This is a genomic window from Kineococcus sp. DHX-1 (assembly GCF_042473625.1).
Lineage (GTDB): Bacteria > Actinomycetota > Actinomycetes > Actinomycetales > Kineococcaceae > Kineococcus.
The window spans coordinates 582,179-598,841 of the sequence record NZ_CP170445.1 but is presented as its reverse complement, the minus strand read 5'-3'; the positions used below and the strand labels follow the sequence as shown (position 1 = coordinate 598,841).

Below are 16,663 nucleotides of genomic sequence, written 5' to 3'. Positions count from 1 at the left end.
CGCTCAGAGCTGCCGTGCGGTGAGGTCCCGGACCTCGGCGTAGCGCTCCCGGACGCCCGCGACCGGGTCCGCCTCGAACGTCTCGGACGGCCCGAGGGTCCACGCCGGGGGCGCGTCGCCACCGGCGAGGACCCACGCGGCCTGCCGGGCGGCACCGTCCGCGACGTACTCCCCCGGGGCCGGCACGACGACCGGACGCCCCAGGACCGCGGGCGCCAGGACCCGCACGGCCTCCGACCGCGCGCCGCCGCCGACCAGGACGACCCGGCCGATCGTGCAGCCCTGCGCCTCGAGGGCGTCCAGGCCGTCCGCGAGCCCGCACAGCAACCCCTCCACGGTCGCCCGGGCGAGGTGGGCGGGCGTCGAGGTCGCGAGCGTGAGGCCGTGCAGCGCACCCGTGGCGTCCGGGCGCACGGGGGTGCGCTCACCCTCCAGGTAGGGCACGAGGACGAGGCCCCCGCTGCCCGCGGGCGCGGACAGGGCCAGCCGGGACAGCTCGGCGTGGTCGACGCCGAGCATCCGCGCGGCGGCGTCGAGGACCCGCGCCGCGTTGAGGGTGCAGACGAGCGGCAGGTAACGGCCCGTGGCGTCGGCGAACCCCGCCACGAGGCCGCTGGGGTCGTGCGTGGGCACCTCGCTGACGACGCTGACGACCCCGGAGGTCCCGATGGACACGACGACGTCACCGACCTGCGCACCGACGCCCAGCGCGGCGGCCATGTTGTCGCCCGTCCCGGGGCCGAGGCGGGCGCCGCGGGACAGGGCCGAAGCGCTCTGCCCGGCGACCTCCGCGGGGCCGAGGAGGTCCGGCAGCGACGGGACGGCGCCGAACGCGCGCTCCAGCAGGTCGGTCCGGTAGGTGCCGTCGGCGGGGGCGAAGTAGCCCGTCCCGCTCGCGTCACCGCGGTCGGTCACCAGGCGCGCGGAACCGCCGCCGGCGAGCCGGTGGGTCAGCCAGTCGTGCGGCAGGCAGACGGCGGCGGTGCGGGCGACCGCGTCCGGCTCGTGCTCGGCGATCCAGCGCAGCTTGGTGATGGTCAGCGACGCGACGAGGACGCTGCCGACCTGCTCGGCCCAGGCCCCCGGCCCGCCCAGCTCGGCGGTGAGCGCCTCGGCCGCGGCGGCGGACCGGCCGTCGTTCCAGAGCAGCGCCGGGCGGACGACCTCCCCGGCCTCGTCGAGCAGGACGGCGCCGTGCTGCTGGGCCCCGACCGCGAGGGCGTCGACGTCGTCGAGGCCGCCGGCGTCCGCCACGGCCTCCTCCAGGGCGCGCCACCAGTGCGCCGGGTCCACCTCGGTCCCGTCGGGGTGGGAGGCGCGGCCGGACCGCAGCAGCTCCCCCGTCGCCGCGTCGCGGACGACGACCTTGCACGACTGGGTCGAGGAGTCGATCCCGGCGACGACACCCGCGTTCACACCTGCACCAGCGCTGGTCATGGGCCCACCCAACACCATGGCGGAACTCCGCTGGACGACCCCCGTGGGCCGTCCGGGGTGCCACGTCGCGACCGGGATGCCGGAACGTCTGCAGAACATGTACCGTTGGGGGCACGGAGAGATGACAGCTGCTCCGGGGTCAGCACTGACTGCCCCGGCCGACGCGCGAGGGGGTCGACGCCATGGGGCGCGGCCGTCAGAAGGCCAAGCAGACGAAGGTCGCTCGGGAGCTGAAGTACTTCAGCCCCGACACCGACTACAACGCTCTGCAACGTGAGCTTCACGGGCCCGACCCGTACCGCCAGACGGGGCGGCCTGCCGCCCCCGAGGCGCCGGAGTCTGACGTGGAAGACGACGACTCGGACGACAACCCCGAGGACTGGTCGAAGTACACCGCCACGGACGACTACGACGACTGGACGTCCAAGCGCCGGGCTTGACCCGACGCGCGCACGACCGGTCCGCGCAGTAGCTCGCGGCCTACCCGCACGAGGCGTGGCGTTCCCCCGGTCTCACCAGCCCTGGTGAGTCCCCCGGAGGAGCGCCACGCCTCCTGCGATCCCCTTGCCGTTGCTCACGCCGTCCTCTTCGGTCCGCTGCCGGACCTCACCGCAGACCCACGCCGGGATCCCCGCCTGCTCGACGGTGTCCACGACGGCCTGCGCCTGATCGGCCGCCACCACCGCGATCATCCCCACCCCGAGGTTCAGGGTGCGCTCGAGGTCGTCGGCCGGCACCTGCCCGAGGTCCCGCACCACGGAGAACACCGCGCCCGGCGTCCACGTCGAACGGTCGACCTCGGCGGTCACGTCGGCGGGCAGGCAGCGCGCCAGGTTCGCGGCCAGACCACCGCCGGTGACGTGGCTCATGGCGTGCACCCCACCGGTCGCCAGCGTCGCGAGCGCGGGCCGGGCGTAGATGCGGGTCGGGACGAGCAGCTCCTCGCCGAGCGTGCGGCCGAACTCCTCCACGTGCCGGTCGTAGACCCAGCCGGCGTCGGCGACGACGCGGCGGACGAGCGAGTACCCGTTGGAGTGCAGACCGGACGAGGCCATCGCGACGAGGACGTCCCCGGCGCGGACCTTCTCGGGCCCCAGCAGCTCGTCGGCCTCGACGACACCGGTCACGGCACCGGCGACGTCGTACTCCTCGGCGCCCAGCAGCCCCGGGTGCTCGGCGGTCTCACCGCCCACGAGGGCGACCCCGGCCTCCTCGCACGCACGGGCGATGCCCGCGACGATCGCGGCCATGCGCTCGGGCACGACGCGACCGCAGGCGATGTAGTCCGTCATGAACAGCGGGGTGGCCCCGCAGACCACGATGTCGTCGACGACCATCCCGACGAGGTCGGCGCCGATGGTGTCGTGCACGTCCACGGCCTGGGCGACGGCCACCTTCGTCCCGACGCCGTCGGTGCTCGTGGCGAGCAGCGGCCGGCGGTAGTCCTTCAGCACGGACACGTCGTAGAGCCCGGCGAAGCCGCCGAACCCGCCGACCACCTCCGGGCCCTGCGTGCGGGCGACGGACGCCTTCATGAGCTCGACGGCGCGGTCGCCCGCGACGACGTCGACGCCCGCGGAGGCGTAGGTCGTTCCACTCACTGCTGAGCTCCCTCGGGGGTGTCGTGCTGGTGCCGGGTGACGGGGGTGATGGGGATGCGCGGCTTGTCCATCGAGCGCTCGCCGAGCCGGTCGAGGTCGTTGAGCGGCACGGGGTACTCCCCCGTGAAGCACGCCGAGCACAGCCGTTCGGTCGGCTGCTCGGTCGCCGCGATCATGCCCTCGGCGGAGATGTAGCCGAGGGAGTCCGCACCGATGCTCTGCGCGATGTCCTCGACGGTCAGGCCGTTGGCGATGAGTTCGGCGCGGGTGGCGAAGTCGATGCCGTAGAAGCACGGCCACTTCACCGGCGGCGAGGAGATCCGCACGTGGATCTCGGCCGCCCCGGCCTCGCGCAGCATCCGGATGAGGGCCCGCTGGGTGTTGCCGCGCACGATCGAGTCGTCGACGACGACGAGCCGCTTGCCGGCGACGACGTGCTTGAGCGGGTTGAGCTTGAGCCGGATGCCGAGCTGGCGGATGGTCTGGCTGGGCTGGATGAACGTCCGGCCCACGTAGGAGTTCTTGACCATGCCCTGGCCGTAGGGGATGCCGGACTCCTCGGCGTAGCCGATGGCCGCGGGCGTCCCCGACTCCGGGGTCGGGATGACGAGGTCCGCGTCCACGGGGTGCTCGCGGGCCAGGACCCGGCCCATCTCCACGCGCGACTCCTGGACGACCTTGCCGTTGATGGAGGTGTCCGGGCGGGCGAGGTAGACGTACTCGAAGACGCAGCCCTTGGGCTTGGCCTCGGCGAACCGGGTGCTGCGCAGTCCGTCCGCGTCGATCGCGATGAGCTCGCCGGGCTCGATCTCGCGGACGAAGCTCGCGCCGCAGATGTCGAGCGCGGGGGTCTCCGACGCCACGACCCAGCCGCGGTCGAGGCGGCCGAGGACGAGCGGTCGGATGCCCTGCGGGTCGCGCGCGGCGTAGAGCGTGTGCTCGTCCATGAAGACGAGGGAGAACGCGCCCTGCACGTGCGGGAGCACCTCGGCGGCCGTCGCCTCGAGCGTGTGGTCGGGGTCGCCGGCGAACAGCGCCGTGAGGATCGCGGTGTCGGTCGTGTTCCCGCGGGCGATCTCGCTGGGCGAGGGACGACCGCGCAGCGGCGGCTGCGGGGCGCTGGGGTAGCGCTCGGCCAGCATGTCGCGCAGCGCGAACTGGTTCGTCAGGTTGCCGTTGTGGGCGAGCGCCACCGTGCCGCCGGCGGTGTCGCCGAGCGTGGGCTGGGCGTTCTGCCAGCCGCCGCCACCGGTCGTGGAGTAGCGGGCGTGACCGACGGCGATGTGCCCCTGCAGGGACTCCAGCGCCGACTCGTCGAAGACTTGGGACACCAGCCCGGTGTCCTTGAAGACGAGGATCTGCTCGCCGTTGCTCACGGCGATGCCGGCCGCCTCCTGCCCCCGGTGCTGCAGGGCGTAGAGGCCGTAGAAGGTGAGCTTGGAGACTTCCTCACCCGGCGCCCAGACCCCGAAGACGCCGCACGCGTCCTGGGGGCCCTTCTCGCCGGGGAGCAGGTCGTGGTTCAGACGTCCGTCACCGCGGGCCACGGCTCGAGTGTGTCACACCCCGGAGCGCTTGCGGCTCCGCCGACGGGGTTGCGCCCGGGTCCCGGTGCGCCGGTCGGCGAGGACCGCGACGAGGGCTCCCAGCAGGACCAGGACGAGCCCGAGCGAGCAGAACAGGTACCCGAAGAGGGCCTGCTGGGAGTACCCGTCCGAGGGCGGGGTGCTGATCGCGATCGCCCCCGAGACGACGAAGGCGAGGAGCAGACCCGTCAGGGCGAAGGCCCGGAAGCGGGGGGCGCGACGGCGCGTGACCTGCACGAACGCCGTCCCCTCGCGCTCCTCCTCGCGTTCGGGAGCCTCGGGGGCCGGGTCCTGGGCGGGTTCGCTCACGGGGAGAACGCTACGGGCTCAGAGGGGCACCGGCGGCACGAGGGGCAGCAGCTCCCCCAGGTCCGTCCGCTGGCCGCTGGCCTGCACCCGGCCGGCCGCGCGGGCGTCGTCGAACGCCAGGCTCCCGGTGGCCAGGGCGATCCACGTGGGCCCGTCCATTTCGACGACGGCGGGCGGGGTGCCGCGGGTGTGCCGAGGTCCGGCGATGACCTGGACGGCCGCGAACGGGGGCACCCGCACCTCGACGCTGCCGCCGGGGTAGCGGGCGGCGAGCTCCTCCAGGCAGTACCGGACGGCGGTCGCGAGCGCGGGCCGGGCCGGCTTGCCGCCCTCGGCCAGGACCGCCGTCACCGCGCGGACGGCGGCGAGGCCCTCGGTGGGATCGGTACGTCGACGCGGTGGCACCGGCTCATGCTCGCACCCGCCCCGTCGTGCGCAGCGCGAGCGCCACCGCGGCGAGCAGGAGCAGGACCACCCCCGCCAGGACCGGCACCGAGACGGCGAAGGCGACCCCGGCGCTCGAGCTGACCCCGACGGCGAGCGCCGGCACGGCCATGCCGAGGTAGCCGGCGAGGAACACCCCGGCCGTGGCCTCCCCGCGGGCTCCGTCGGGGGCCAGGGCGACGGCCGTCGCGAGGGCGCCCTTGAGCAGCGCGCCGACCCCGGCACCGGCGACGACCCCACCGCCGACGAAGAGCACGACGGAGGCCGCGAGGACCCCCGCGCCCAGGACGAGCACCCCGGCCGACGTCAGGACGAGCCCGAGCCGCAGCTGGTGGTCGGGGTGCAGCCGGGTGAGCAGCACCTGGCTCAGCGCGGCGGCCCCGAAGACCGCGAAGGCGGTCGCCCCGCCGGGGACGGCGCCGGCGTGGCCGAGCGTGGACAGGACCGAGGGCGCCAGGGAGCTGAAGAGGCCCAGGACCGCGAACAACCCGAAGGAGGCGAGCGCGGCGGCGAGGTAGCGGCCGCGGGCCTGGCGCGGCACGGCGACGCGCTGCACCCGGTAGGGCCGGTGCTCCGCCCGGGTCTCGGGGGCGACGGTCTCGGGGACGGTCCGCACCGCGAGGGCCAGGACGACCAGCAGGGCCAGGAAGAGCACGTGCGGGACGCGCAGCGGGTCGCCGAGGTGCCCGACGAGGAACCCCGCGAGCAGTGACCCGAGCCCGAGGCCGCCGAGGTTGGCGGCGGTCGCGACGACGGCGGCCGTCCCGGGCCGGGTCGAGGGCGTCCGGCCGTGCAGCTCGGCGAGCCAGGCCGTCGCCGTCGGGGTCACGGCGCCGACCGCGAGACCGGTGAGGACGCGGGCCACGACGAGGACGACGACGTCGGGGGTGAGGACCAGCAGCAGGGCCGCCACGGCCTCGAGGGCGAGCGCCGGGACGAGGATCCGACGCCGGCCCAGGTGGTCCGACAGGTGCCCGACGGTGAACAGGCTGAGGGCCACCCCGGCCGCGTAGACGGCGAAGGCGACGGTCACCACCACGGTCGGCAGCCCGTCGCGCTCGCGGTACAGGGCCCACAGCGGGGTGGGCACGGTGGCGAAGGCCATGGCCGTCGCGAAGGCGGCGGCGACGAGGACGAAGCCCACCCGGTGACGGCGGGTCGCGGGGGTCGTCCTGCCGGTCCGGGGGCGGTCGGTGCTGGTCGTGGTCACGAGGGCTGCAACGTGGGGCGGGATTCGACCTTCCGGTCCATCGGTGGGCGGTGGGAGCATCCATCGGGCTGAGCGATGGGAGGCCAGGTGGAACTCGGACAGCTGGAGACGTTCCTCGCGGTCGTCGAGACCGGGACGATCAGCGCGGCCGCCCGCCGGCTGGGTTCGGCCCAGTCGACGGTCAGCACCGTCGTGCGCGGTCTGGAGGACGACCTCGGCGTCGCGCTCTTCACCCGGACGTCGCGGCGGGCCGTCCTCACAGATGCCGGCCGGGCGCTGCTGCCGGAGGCGCGGCGGCTGCTCGCGGGGGCGGCCGAGGCGCGGACCGCGGTCCGCGAGGCGGACGCGGGACCCGCCGGGCCGCTGACCGTCGGCGTCGTCACGACGATGCACCCCGTCGACCTGCCCTCGCTGCTGAGCGCCTTCACCACCGCCCACCCGCGGGTGTCGGTGTCCATGCGCGTCGTGGCGGACGGGTCCCGCGGGTTGCTGCGCGCGCTGGTCGAGGGCGAGCTCGACGTCGCGTTCCTGTCCTGGCCGTTCCGGCCGCCGGGCAGCGTCGAGCTGCGGCCACTGGTCCGGACCCCGTTCCGGCTCCTCGTCCCCGCCGCCCACCCGGCACCGTCGGCCCGGCAGGTAGCGCTCGCCGACCTCGCCGGGGAGCGGTGGGTCGACGGGCCGCCGGGGTTCGGCAACCGGCTGCTCGTCGACGCCGCGTTCGACCGGGTCGGCGCGCGGCGGACCGTGGCCGTGGAGGTCCCGGACGTCTCGACGTTCCCCGCCTACGTCGCCGCCGGTCTCGGGATGGCCTTCGTCCCCGGGACCGTGCCGGTGCCGCCGGGAGTGCGCGAACTGGCCCTGGAGGAACCGCCGCCGCCGTGGTCGCTCGCCCTCGCGACGCGACGCGCCACCCCGGACCGGCCGGTCCGGCGGGCCGTCGAGGCGTTCGTCGAGGAGGTGCGGGTCAGCACTCGGGGACGGTGACCCCGGCGGTCGTCCACGCCGGCGGGTGGTCACGAGAACTCCTGCACCGGTCGTCGACCTCCCCGCTCGACGGGGAGGTCCAGATCGGTGGACCGCGGAACCCCGTCGCTAGGATCGGCGCCGTCACGCCCCCGGCGATGGAGTGTTGAGATGACCGTGGAACTCCGCGCCCTGGAGCGCGACGACCTGCGCTTCGTGCACCGGCTGAACAACGACTCGTCGGTCATGACCTACTGGTTCGACGAACCCTTCGAGTCGCTGGCCGAACTCACGGACATCTACGACCGCCACATCCACGACAACCGCGAACGCAGGTTCGTCGTCGAGACTGGGGGCGCGGACCGGGTGCAGGTGGGGATCGTCGAACTCGTCGAGATCGAGCCGGTGCACCTCACCGCGGAGTTCCAGATCATCGTGGCGCCCGACCACCAGGGGAAGGGCTACGCGTCGACCGCCACGGACCTCGCGCTGCGCTACGCCTTCGCGACCCTCAACCTGCACAAGGTGTACCTCATCGTCGACGTGGAGAACGCCGGGGCGATCCACGTCTACGAGAAGAACGGGTTCGCCGTGGAGGGGACGCTGCGGGAGGAGTTCTTCGCCGCCGGTCGCTACCGCAACGCCTTCCGCATGGGCATCCTGCAGCGCGACTACCTGGAGAAGACCGCCTGATCGACGCCGCAGGCCCTGCGGCGCAGCAGGAACCGTTCGGCCGTCGGTGCCGGGCGGGCCGGTCGTACGGCATACCTGCGACTTGTCGGACCGCCTCGGCGGCGAGCCGTCGAACGTCCTGCCCACCGTGGTCGAGGACGCCGCGGACCTGTGCTCTCCTCGCCGCGCGCCGTCGAGGCGTCTGGCGAGGAGGTGCGGGGTCAGCACTCGGGGACGTTGACCCCCACGGTCACGGGCCGGGCTCCCCGCCCGACGACCGTCAGGGCGAGTCCGCCGAGCGAGGTCTCCTTGTACTCCGAGCGCATGTGCGCGCCCGTCTGCCGCATCGTCGCGATCGCGGTGTCGAGGCTCACGACGTGGCTGCCGTCGCCGCGCATGGCGGTGCGGGCCGCGTGGATCGCCGTGGTCGCGCCGACCGCGTTGCGTTCGATGCAGGGGATCTGGACGAGCCCGCCGACGGGGTCGCACGTGAGGCCGAGGTGGTGCTCGACCGCGATCTCGGCCGCGTTCTCGACCTGTTCGGGCGTTCCGCCCAGGACGGCCGCGAGGCCGGCGGCGGCCATCGCGCTGGCCGATCCGACCTCCCCCTGGCAGCCGACCTCGGCCCCGGAGATCGACCCGGTCTCCTTCAGGACGATCCCGATGCCGCCGGCGGCGAGCAGGAACCGCACGGTCCCGGCGTCGTCCGCGCCCGGCACGAAGCGGCGGTAGAAGTGCAGGACGGCCGGGACGATGCCCGCGGCCCCGTTCGTCGGGGCCGTCACGACGCGGCCGCCCGCGGCGTTCTCCTCGTTGACGGCCAGGGCGAACAGGCTCACCCAGTCCATCGCGTGCAGGGCGTCGTCGGAGGAGTTCCCCTCCTCGGCGAGCAGCTGGGCGTGCAGGCGCGGCGCGCGGCGGCGGACGCCGAGCCCGCCGGGCAGGACGCCGTCGGTGACGAGGCCGTGGTCCACGCAGGCCGCCATCGCCGCGAAGATGCGCAGCAGGCCGGCGTCCACCTCGGCGGCCGGACGCAGGCTCTCCTCGTTGCGCCGCACCAGGTCCGCGACGCCGAGCCCGGTGCTGCGGCAGTGCTCGAGGAGTTCGGCACCGGTGCGGAACGCGTGCGGCAACCCCGCCCCCGTCCCCACCACGGGGGCGTCGGGTTCGAGCGGGTGGTTCCGGACGAAACCCCCGCCGACGGAGTACGACGTCCGCTCGGCGACGACGTCACCGGCGGCGTCGCGCGCGGTGAACACCATCCCGTTGGGGTGGGCGGGCAGCGACTGCACCAGGAGCCGGACGTCGGCGTCCGGGTCGAAGGCCACGCGGTGGGCACCCAGCAGCGGGAGTTCACGCTCCCGGGCGACCGCGGCCAGCCGCGCCTCGACGGCGTCGGGGTCGACGAGTTCGGGGCGCTCGCCCAGCAGGCCCAGGACGACGGCCCGGTCGCTGCCGTGCCCGCGGCCGGTGGCGCCCAGGGACCCGTGCAGGTCCACGGTCACCGAGGCCACGCGACCCAGGTCCCCGGCGGCCTGCACGTCCTCGGCGAAGGCGAGCGCCGCCCGCATCGGGCCGACGGTGTGCGAGCTCGACGGACCGATGCCGATCGAGAACATGTCGAAGACGGACAGCGGAGTGCTCACGGGTCAGCGCTCCCGGCGGTAGAAGGGCAGGGCGACGACCTCGACCGGCAGCTCGGTCCCACGCACGTCCACGCCGAGGCGTGTCCCCGGCTCCGCCAGCGCCGCGTCCACGTACGCCATCGCGACGGGGTGGCCGAGGGTCGGCGAGAGCGCCCCGCTCGTGACCTCCCCCACGGCCTGGCCCCCGGCCACGACGGCGTACCCGGCGCGCGGGGCCCGGCGACCCTCACCGCGCAGACCCACGAGGACGCGGGCGGGCGGTTCCTGCGCCAGGCGCTGCAGGGCCTCGAGCCCGACGGCGCCGGGCTCCTTGTCCAGGACGACGACGCGGCCCAGCCCGGCGGCGAAGGGAGTCACGTCCTGGCTCAGCTCGTGCCCGTACAGGGGCATCCCGGCCTCGAGGCGGAGGGTGTCGCGGCAGGCCAGGCCCGCAGGGACCCCGCCGTGCTCGCGGGTCGCGGCGAGCAGGGCGTCCCACACCTCGCGCGTGCGCTCGACAGGCACGAACACCTCGAACCCGTCCTCACCGGTGTACCCGGTGCGGGCCAGCAGGACCTCGACCCCGGCCAGCACCGCGGTCACCGAGCGGTAGTACCGCAGCGTCGCGAGGTCCACCCCGGGCGCGGGGTCCAGCAGCGGACCGACGATCGCGACGGACGCGGGACCCTGCACGGCGACCAGGCCCCAGCGGGCCGTCTCGTCGGCGACGTGGGCGTCGAACGGCCGGGCGCGGTCGGCCAGGGCGACGACGACGGGTTCGACGTTCGCGGCGTTGGCCACGACGAGGAACTCCTCCTCGCCCAGGCGGTAGGTGACGAGGTCGTCCACGATCCCGCCCTCGTGGTCCACGACCATCCCGTAGGCGGCCCGGCCGACGGCCATCGTCGAGGGCCGGCCGACGAGGGCGGCGTCCAGGGCGCGGCCGGCCTCGGGACCGGTGACACGGATCTCGCCCATGTGCGAGAGGTCGAAGAGCCCGGCGCTCGTGCGCACGGCCTTGTGCTCGGCGAGGTCGGAGGCGTAGCGCAGCGGCATCGACCAGCCGGCGAAGTCGGTGAACGACGCGCCCAGATCGGCGTGGGCCTGCGCCAGCGGGCTCGCGGCGGGGGTGGTGACCGGGGTGGTGCTGGTGCTCACGGGGCTCCTCTCGTCACGACCGCGCGTCGCGGCCGAGCTGACCCCCTCTGTCGTGGAACCTGAGAGCTTCACCGTGACGCATTGCGCGTCAACGGCTTTCCCCGTCGGTGAGGACCGGAGCGGTCCTGCTTTCCAGAGCGGCCTGCCCGTGGCGGTACGTGGACCTGAGAGGTTCCGGGGTGGTTGCTCCTTCGGTGCCCGCCGCGGACGGCGGGGCTCTCCCGCCGGGGCGGAGCGGCCGAGTGTTCAGTTGTCCCGGACAGCGTGGCACACGCGGAGCCCGACGGGGCTTTTACGGCACACGGACCCTGCCGATGAGGACGGTTGAACGTCTCATCCCCACCCCTGCGGAAGGTCCCCCGTGTCCCGAGTGCTCCCCGTCACGATCGCCGGAGCGTCCGGCTGCCTGGCCGTCGCGGCGGCCGCGGCGACCGACCTGCCGGGTCTGGCCACCGCCGCCCTGGCCGCCCTCGCGGCGGGCGGGACGGCGGCGCTCGGGGCGCGCGCCGGCCGGTACGAGCGCGAGGCGCAGGACGCCGCCCGCCGGGACGCGGCCCGCCTGCGGTCCGGTGACCTCACCGGGTCGGCGGGGGCGGACCCCGAACTGCGGGCGGCGCTCGCAGCCCTCGGTGAGCGGCTCCGTCCGCTCACCGGGTCGGTCGACCTGCTGGGCATCGCGGGCTCGGAGATGGACGTCGCGGGACGGACCATCGCCGACGGCGCCCGGGACACGACCGACTCCGCGGCCCGCATCGCCGCCGCCAGCGACGAGGTGTCGGCGAAGGTCTCGACGATGGCCGCGGCCGGTGAGCAGATGCAGGCCGCCATCGCGGAGATCTCCCGCAGCGCCAACCAGGCCGTCGAGACCGCCGGCCACGGCGTGCAGGCCGTGACCTCGGCGGAGACGACGATCTCGGCGCTGGAGGAGTCCAGCGCCCGCGTCGGGGACGTCGTCAAGACGATCACCGCCATCGCCGACCAGACCAACCTGCTGGCCCTCAACGCCACCATCGAGGCCGCCCGCGCCGGCGAGACCGGCAAGGGGTTCGCCGTCGTGGCCGGCGAGGTCAAGGAGCTCGCGCAGCAGACGGCCCGCGCGACCGAGGAGATCGGCGCGACCGTGGCGCAGATCCAGGGCGACACGGCCTCGGCGATCGAGGCCATCCGCGTCGTGCGCGGCCTCATCGACTCCATCAGCGAGTACCAGCACACCATCGCCTCGGCGGTGGAGGAGCAGAACGTCACCACGCACGACCTCAACGCCTCCACGTCCGAGGTGGCCCGCCAGGCCGAGTCGATCGCGTCCTCGGTGGCCGTCGTCCACGAGCGCGCCGCGGCGACCTCGACGGCCGCCTCGCGCAGCCACCTGGCGGTCTCGGAGGTGAAGCGGCTCGTGGGCCGCCTGCAGACCACGGTGCTGGACCTGACGCTGCCCGCCGCCGTCGAGGAACCCGGCAGCTACCGGATCGCCTGGGACCGTGCGGGCAACCGCCTCGAGATGACGATGGTCGGCCTCTGGGACGTCGAGCTCGCCCGGGCGTACGCCGCCGAGCTCATCGCCGCCATCCGCGAGAACCGCCCCGGCTGGACCGTCGTCTGCACGATGAGCGAGCTGGGCCCGACGACGCCGGAGGTGCAGCGGCTCATCGAGAGCACGATGGCCGAGGCCGTCGCCCAGCGGATGACGTTCGCGGTCATCGTCCTGGACAACCCCCTCGTCGCGATGCAGATGCAGCGCTCGTCCGAGGCGCAGGGCGCGCCGATCGCCTACGCCGCCTCGCACGCGGAGGCGCTGGCCGTCCTGGGGACTAGAGCTCCCCGGTGAGGAACTGGGCGCGGCCGTGACCGAAGGACCAGTCCGCGTCCCCGTTCTCCACGATCGACACCACGACGTCGCTGCCGGCCGTACCCACGGCCTCGAGGTTGCGCACGAGCAGCCGGTGGAACGCGACCTTCTGCTCCTGCGGGCGGGCGCGGCTCGTCACCTGCAGCAGGACGACACCGTCGGTCCGGACGATGCCGAGTCCGGTGTCGTGGACGACGAGCTCACCCGCGGGGTGCTGGTGCACGACCTGGTACCGGTCCCCGTGGGGGACCTCGAACGCCTCCACGACGGCCGCGTGGGCGGCGTCGAGCAGAGCGGTCAGTTCCGCCGGGGACCGGCCGGCGACGACGTCGAAGCGGAGCAGGGGCACGGGAACCTCCTCGGAGTTTGTCCTGTCATTGTGACATGCCAGGACCTCTCGGTGCATCCGTCGTCCCACGCACGACGAGGCGGGGTTCCACCACCACGTCACGGTGGTCACCACGGTCGGCCCCCTCGAGCCGCTCGACGGCGAGGCCGACGGCCTCGCGCGCCTGGCCGCCCGGGTCCTGACCGACCGACGTGAGCTGCACGTGCCCGAGCCGGGCGAGAGGGCTGTCGTCGTAGCCGGTCACCGAGACCTGCTGCGGCACGGACACTCCTGCCCGCGCGAGGACATCGAGGACACCGAGGGCGACCCGGTCGTTCGCGGCCACGACCGCCGTGGCGGACATCCCCTCCGCCAGCAGCCGGTGCGCGGCCCGGACCCCGGCCTCCTCGTCGAACCCCGCCTCGAGGGTGCGGGCCCGCACCCCGAACTCCGCCGCCGCGGCCTCGAAACCGGCGCGGCGGTCGGCCGCGATGTCGCCGGACCCCCCGGAGACGTGGACGAGGTCGCGGTGGCCGAGCGCCACGAGGTGCTCGACGACGAGTCGCAACCCCCGTTCGTCGGAGGCGCGCACGACGTCCGGCCCGGCCCCCGGTCCGCTGCGGGAGCGGCGCCCCAGGACGACCGTGGGCACACGGGCGTCCCAGTCCCGCAGCTCTCCCGCCCCGACCTCGGGGCCGAGCAGCAGCAGCGCCTCGCACCGGGAGTCCAGGAGCGTCTCGACCGCCACCCGCTCCCCCCGGGTCCGCGTCACCGGCGCGAGGACGAGTTCGTACCCGGCGTCCTCGGCCGCGGACTGCAGCTCCTCGACGAGTTCGGCGTGGAAGGCGTTGCGGACGGTCATCGTCACCCCCAGCAGGCGCGTGCGGCGCAGGGCGAGCGAACTGGCCGCCCGGTTCGGGCGGTAGCCGAGCTCTTCGGCGGCCCGCAGCACACGCGCCGTCGTCTCGGCGCTCGGGCCGGGGGCTCCCCGCAGCGCCAGCGAGACCATCCCCTTGGAGATGCCGGCCCGGGCGGCCACGTCGGTGATGGTCGGGCGGCCGGTCGGGCCCTGCGGCACGGGTTCCTCCTGCGACGGCTTGACACCGGAACGTGTCGAACCGATTCTAGTCGACGTCGTTCAAACCGGTTTGAAAGCCGACCGCGCACCGACGACGGTGCGTGCCGCCGCCCTCCCGGAAGGCCCTCATGTCCTCCCCCAGCTCGCGTCCCCTCGGCGTCGCCGTCATCGGTGCCGGCATGGCCGGCCGCGCCCACCTCGCCGGCTACCGCGCCGCCTCCACCCTCACCGGCGGCCCCTACGGCGAGGGCCTGCCGGCCGTCCGACTCGTCGCCGTGGCCGACGCGCACGCCCCCTTCGCCGAGGCGGCCGCGGTCCGCTACGGCTACGAGCGGGCCGAGACGTCCTGGCAGGCCGTCGCCGAGGCCGACGACGTCGACGCCGTCAGCGTGGTCGTCGCCAACCACCTGCACCGCGAGATCGTCGAGGGCCTGCTGGCCGCCGGCAAGCACGTCCTGTGCGAGAAGCCGCTGGCCCCCTCGGTCGCCGACGCCGAGGCGATGGTCGCCGCGGCCGCGCAGCACCCCGGGCAGGTCGCCGCCGTCGGTTTCACCTTCCGCCGCTCTCCCGCGGTCAACGGTCTGCGCGAACAGGTGCTGAACGGTCACCTCGGCGCGGTCCGGCACTTCAACGGCCGCTACTGGTGCGACTACGCCGCCAACCCGAACGCGCCGATCAGCTGGCGCTACCAGGGCGGGCTGGGCTCCGGGGCGCTGGCCGACATCGGCAGCCACCTCGTGGACCTCGGCGAGTTCTTCTGCGGGCCGCTGGAGTCGGTGCGCGGCACCGTCTTCTCCCAGGTCACCACGCGCCGGCCGAAGCCGGTCGGCGCGGTCGTCGGGCACGCCCTGGCCGAGGTCGGCACCGAGTTCGAGGACGTCGAGAACGAGGACCTGGTGACCTTCACCGCCACCTTCGCCGGCGGCGCGACGGGTACCTTCTCGGTGTCGCGCATCGCGCACGGCCTGCCCAACGGCCTCGGCTTCGAGATCTTCACCGAGAACGGCGCGGGCGCCTTCGACCTCAACCGCACGGGAGAGTTCACCATCGCCGACGCGACGGCGCCGGACGTCGTCAACGGCTACCGGCAGGTCCTCGTGGGTCCCGGGCACCCCTACGTCGCCGGTGGTCTGCCGATGGACTTCCCCAGCGTCGGGCACGGCCAGAGCGACTTCTTCACCTTCCAGTGCCGCGCGTTCCTCAACGAGGTCGCCGGCGGGGTCGGCACCCCGATCGGGGACCTCCCCGTGGTGCCGCCGATGACCCACGGCCTGCACAACCTCCGCGTGCTGGACGCGGTCACCCGGGCCGCGGCCGGCACGGGCGAGACCGTCCCCGTCGACTGACCCCGCCTGTCCCCCGCCTGACCCCTGCCACCACGAACCCGGAGACAGCGATGAAGCTCGGCGTCTACAACGCGATCCTGCACGACCGCCCCCTGCCGCAGGCCCTGGAGGTCGTCGCCGGCCTGGGACTGACCGGCATCGAACTGAACTCCGGGGGCTTCCTGCCGCCGGTGCACATCCCGACCTTCGACGACATCCTCGTCAGCGACACCGCCCGCGACGACTTCCTGGGGATCTTCGAGGGAACGGGCGTCTCGGTCGCCGGCCTCAACTGCAACGGCAACCCGTTGCACCCCAACCCGGTCATCGGCGACAAGCACGCCGAGGACGTCCGCCGCTCGGTGCGGCTGGCCCACCGCCTGGGTCAGCACCGCGTCGTCACGATGTCCGGCCTGCCCGGCGCCGACGCCGCGGCGGTCCACCCGACCTGGGTCGTCAACGCGTGGAACTCCCGCGACCTCGACATCATCGAGCACCAGTGGTCCGTCGCCGTGCCGTTCTGGACGGAGGTCGACGCCCTCGCCCGCGACCACGACGTCAAGGTCGCCCTCGAACTGCACCCGCAGAACGTCGCCTTCAACCCGGCGAACCTGCGCGAACTCGTCGAACGCACCGGCGCCACGCACGTCGGGGTGGAACTCGACGCCTCGCACCTGTTCTGGCAGCAGATGGACCCCGTCGCCGTCGTCCGTGACCTCGGCCCGCTGGTGTTCCACGCCGCGGCCAAGGACGTGCGGATCAACCCGGCCGCCGCGGTCTACGGCGTGCTGGACAACCGGTTCCGCCGCCTCGATCCGTCGGAGGACCGCACGAACCTCGGCGGGGACGAGTGGGTCAACGAGTGGCCGAAGGACTCCGCGTGGGACTTCGTCGCGCTCGGCAAGGGCCACGACGTCGCGTTCTGGGCGGAGTTCCTGCGCGCCCTGCACGAGGTCGACCCCGACATGGTCTGCAACATCGAGCACGAGGACGTCTCGCTCGGCCGCGTCGAGGGCCTGCAGGTCGCCGCCGGCGTCCTGCTCGAGGCCGCGCGGGTGGCGGGGGTCTGAGCGGGGGGCGG

Annotated in this window: 16 protein-coding genes and 1 riboswitch; of the genes, 6 read left to right on the top strand and 10 right to left on the bottom strand. The window is 74.3% G+C overall.

All coding sequences use genetic code 11. From position 1 onward, the window contains the following. Positions 1-3: 3 nt before the first annotated feature. Complete coding sequence (gene xylB, locus ACFEMC_RS02895; RefSeq protein ID WP_380173436.1) at positions 4-1,437, bottom strand: xylulokinase; 1,434 nt, start codon at positions 1,435-1,437, stop codon at positions 4-6. A gap of 182 nt (positions 1,438-1,619) precedes the next feature. Here xylB and ACFEMC_RS02890 point away from each other — a divergent pair, with 182 nt between their 5' ends. After that, positions 1,620-1,877, top strand: coding sequence for a DUF3073 domain-containing protein (locus ACFEMC_RS02890; RefSeq protein WP_367636258.1), 258 nt, complete (start codon positions 1,620-1,622; stop codon positions 1,875-1,877). 72 nt (positions 1,878-1,949) lie between these two features. On the opposite strand, the gene purM is transcribed toward ACFEMC_RS02890, so the two are convergent. The 5 genes from purM to ACFEMC_RS02865 are packed head-to-tail and all read right to left on the bottom strand — an operon-like array spanning position 1,950 to position 6,587. After that, a complete protein-coding gene (gene purM, locus ACFEMC_RS02885; RefSeq protein WP_380173433.1) occupies positions 1,950-3,038 on the bottom strand; it encodes a phosphoribosylformylglycinamidine cyclo-ligase in 1,089 nt (362 codons plus the stop codon). Continuing rightward, positions 3,035-4,585 carry an amidophosphoribosyltransferase gene (purF, locus tag ACFEMC_RS02880; RefSeq protein WP_380173430.1) on the bottom strand — a complete coding sequence of 517 codons (1,551 nt, stop codon included), beginning with the start codon at positions 4,583-4,585 and terminating at the stop codon, positions 3,035-3,037. The genes purM and purF overlap by 4 nt, the downstream gene beginning before the upstream one ends. Positions 4,586-4,597: 12 nt before the next feature. After that, the gene (locus tag ACFEMC_RS02875; RefSeq protein ID WP_380173428.1) at positions 4,598-4,933 is read right to left on the bottom strand and encodes a hypothetical protein; all 336 of its coding nucleotides are present in this window, start codon (positions 4,931-4,933) and stop codon (positions 4,598-4,600) included. Between the two features lie 18 nt (positions 4,934-4,951). Further along, positions 4,952-5,338: a sterol carrier family protein gene (locus ACFEMC_RS02870; protein ID WP_380173426.1), complete on the bottom strand. Its 387-nt coding sequence runs from the start codon at positions 5,336-5,338 to the stop codon at positions 4,952-4,954. A gap of 4 nt (positions 5,339-5,342) precedes the next feature. Further along, complete coding sequence (locus ACFEMC_RS02865; RefSeq protein WP_380173424.1) at positions 5,343-6,587, bottom strand: MFS transporter; 1,245 nt, start codon at positions 6,585-6,587, stop codon at positions 5,343-5,345. A gap of 87 nt (positions 6,588-6,674) precedes the next feature. On the opposite strand from ACFEMC_RS02865, the gene ACFEMC_RS02860 reads away from it, so the two are divergent. Both ACFEMC_RS02860 and speG read left to right on the top strand, forming a co-directional pair. Then, complete coding sequence (locus ACFEMC_RS02860) at positions 6,675-7,571, top strand: LysR family transcriptional regulator (protein WP_380173422.1); 897 nt, start codon at positions 6,675-6,677, stop codon at positions 7,569-7,571. A gap of 150 nt (positions 7,572-7,721) precedes the next feature. Continuing rightward, complete coding sequence (gene speG, locus ACFEMC_RS02855; RefSeq protein WP_380173420.1) at positions 7,722-8,243, top strand: spermidine N1-acetyltransferase; 522 nt, start codon at positions 7,722-7,724, stop codon at positions 8,241-8,243. A 200-nt stretch (positions 8,244-8,443) separates the two neighbouring features. Here the strand turns inward: speG and ACFEMC_RS02850 are convergent, their stop codons facing one another. Together ACFEMC_RS02850 and gcvT are read right to left on the bottom strand one after the other, a co-directional pair. Next, the gene (locus ACFEMC_RS02850) at positions 8,444-9,841 is read right to left on the bottom strand and encodes an L-serine ammonia-lyase (RefSeq protein ID WP_380176564.1); all 1,398 of its coding nucleotides are present in this window, start codon (positions 9,839-9,841) and stop codon (positions 8,444-8,446) included. A gap of 30 nt (positions 9,842-9,871) precedes the next feature. Then, positions 9,872-11,005: a glycine cleavage system aminomethyltransferase GcvT gene (gene gcvT, locus ACFEMC_RS02845; RefSeq protein ID WP_380173418.1), complete on the bottom strand. Its 1,134-nt coding sequence runs from the start codon at positions 11,003-11,005 to the stop codon at positions 9,872-9,874. A gap of 37 nt (positions 11,006-11,042) precedes the next feature. Continuing rightward, a riboswitch (glycine riboswitch) is annotated at positions 11,043-11,151 on the bottom strand. Between the two features lie 215 nt (positions 11,152-11,366). On the opposite strand from gcvT, the gene ACFEMC_RS02840 reads away from it, so the two are divergent. Next, a complete protein-coding gene (locus tag ACFEMC_RS02840; RefSeq protein WP_380173416.1) occupies positions 11,367-12,830 on the top strand; it encodes a methyl-accepting chemotaxis protein in 1,464 nt (487 codons plus the stop codon). Here ACFEMC_RS02840 and ACFEMC_RS02835 read toward each other — a convergent pair. Both ACFEMC_RS02835 and ACFEMC_RS02830 read right to left on the bottom strand, forming a co-directional pair. After that, positions 12,814-13,200, bottom strand: coding sequence for a tautomerase family protein (locus tag ACFEMC_RS02835; protein WP_380173414.1), 387 nt, complete (start codon positions 13,198-13,200; stop codon positions 12,814-12,816). The genes ACFEMC_RS02840 and ACFEMC_RS02835 overlap by 17 nt on opposite strands. Positions 13,201-13,225: 25 nt before the next feature. Beyond that, the gene (locus ACFEMC_RS02830; RefSeq protein ID WP_380173412.1) at positions 13,226-14,257 is read right to left on the bottom strand and encodes a LacI family DNA-binding transcriptional regulator; all 1,032 of its coding nucleotides are present in this window, start codon (positions 14,255-14,257) and stop codon (positions 13,226-13,228) included. 128 nt (positions 14,258-14,385) lie between these two features. Here ACFEMC_RS02830 and ACFEMC_RS02825 point away from each other — a divergent pair, with 128 nt between their 5' ends. Further along, the gene (locus ACFEMC_RS02825) at positions 14,386-15,603 is read left to right on the top strand and encodes a Gfo/Idh/MocA family protein (protein WP_380173410.1); all 1,218 of its coding nucleotides are present in this window, start codon (positions 14,386-14,388) and stop codon (positions 15,601-15,603) included. A 50-nt stretch (positions 15,604-15,653) separates the two neighbouring features. Continuing rightward, complete coding sequence (locus ACFEMC_RS02820; protein WP_380173408.1) at positions 15,654-16,652, top strand: sugar phosphate isomerase/epimerase family protein; 999 nt, start codon at positions 15,654-15,656, stop codon at positions 16,650-16,652. Positions 16,653-16,663 lie beyond the last annotated feature (11 nt).

Bases quoted from the DNA above. Each gene is read 5' to 3' on its own strand.
- xylB (WP_380173436.1), bottom strand. From the start codon at position 1,437: ATGACCAGCGCTGGTGCAGGTGTGAACGCGGGTGTCGTCGCCGGGATC.
- ACFEMC_RS02820 (WP_380173408.1), top strand. From the start codon at position 15,654: ATGAAGCTCGGCGTCTACAACGCGATCCTGCACGACCGCCCCCTGCCG.
- ACFEMC_RS02850 (WP_380176564.1), bottom strand. From the start codon at position 9,841: ATGTTCTCGATCGGCATCGGTCCGTCGAGCTCGCACACCGTCGGCCCG.
- speG (WP_380173420.1), top strand. From the start codon at position 7,722: ATGACCGTGGAACTCCGCGCCCTGGAGCGCGACGACCTGCGCTTCGTG.
- ACFEMC_RS02890 (WP_367636258.1), top strand. From the start codon at position 1,620: ATGGGGCGCGGCCGTCAGAAGGCCAAGCAGACGAAGGTCGCTCGGGAG.
- ACFEMC_RS02825 (WP_380173410.1), top strand. From the start codon at position 14,386: ATGTCCTCCCCCAGCTCGCGTCCCCTCGGCGTCGCCGTCATCGGTGCC.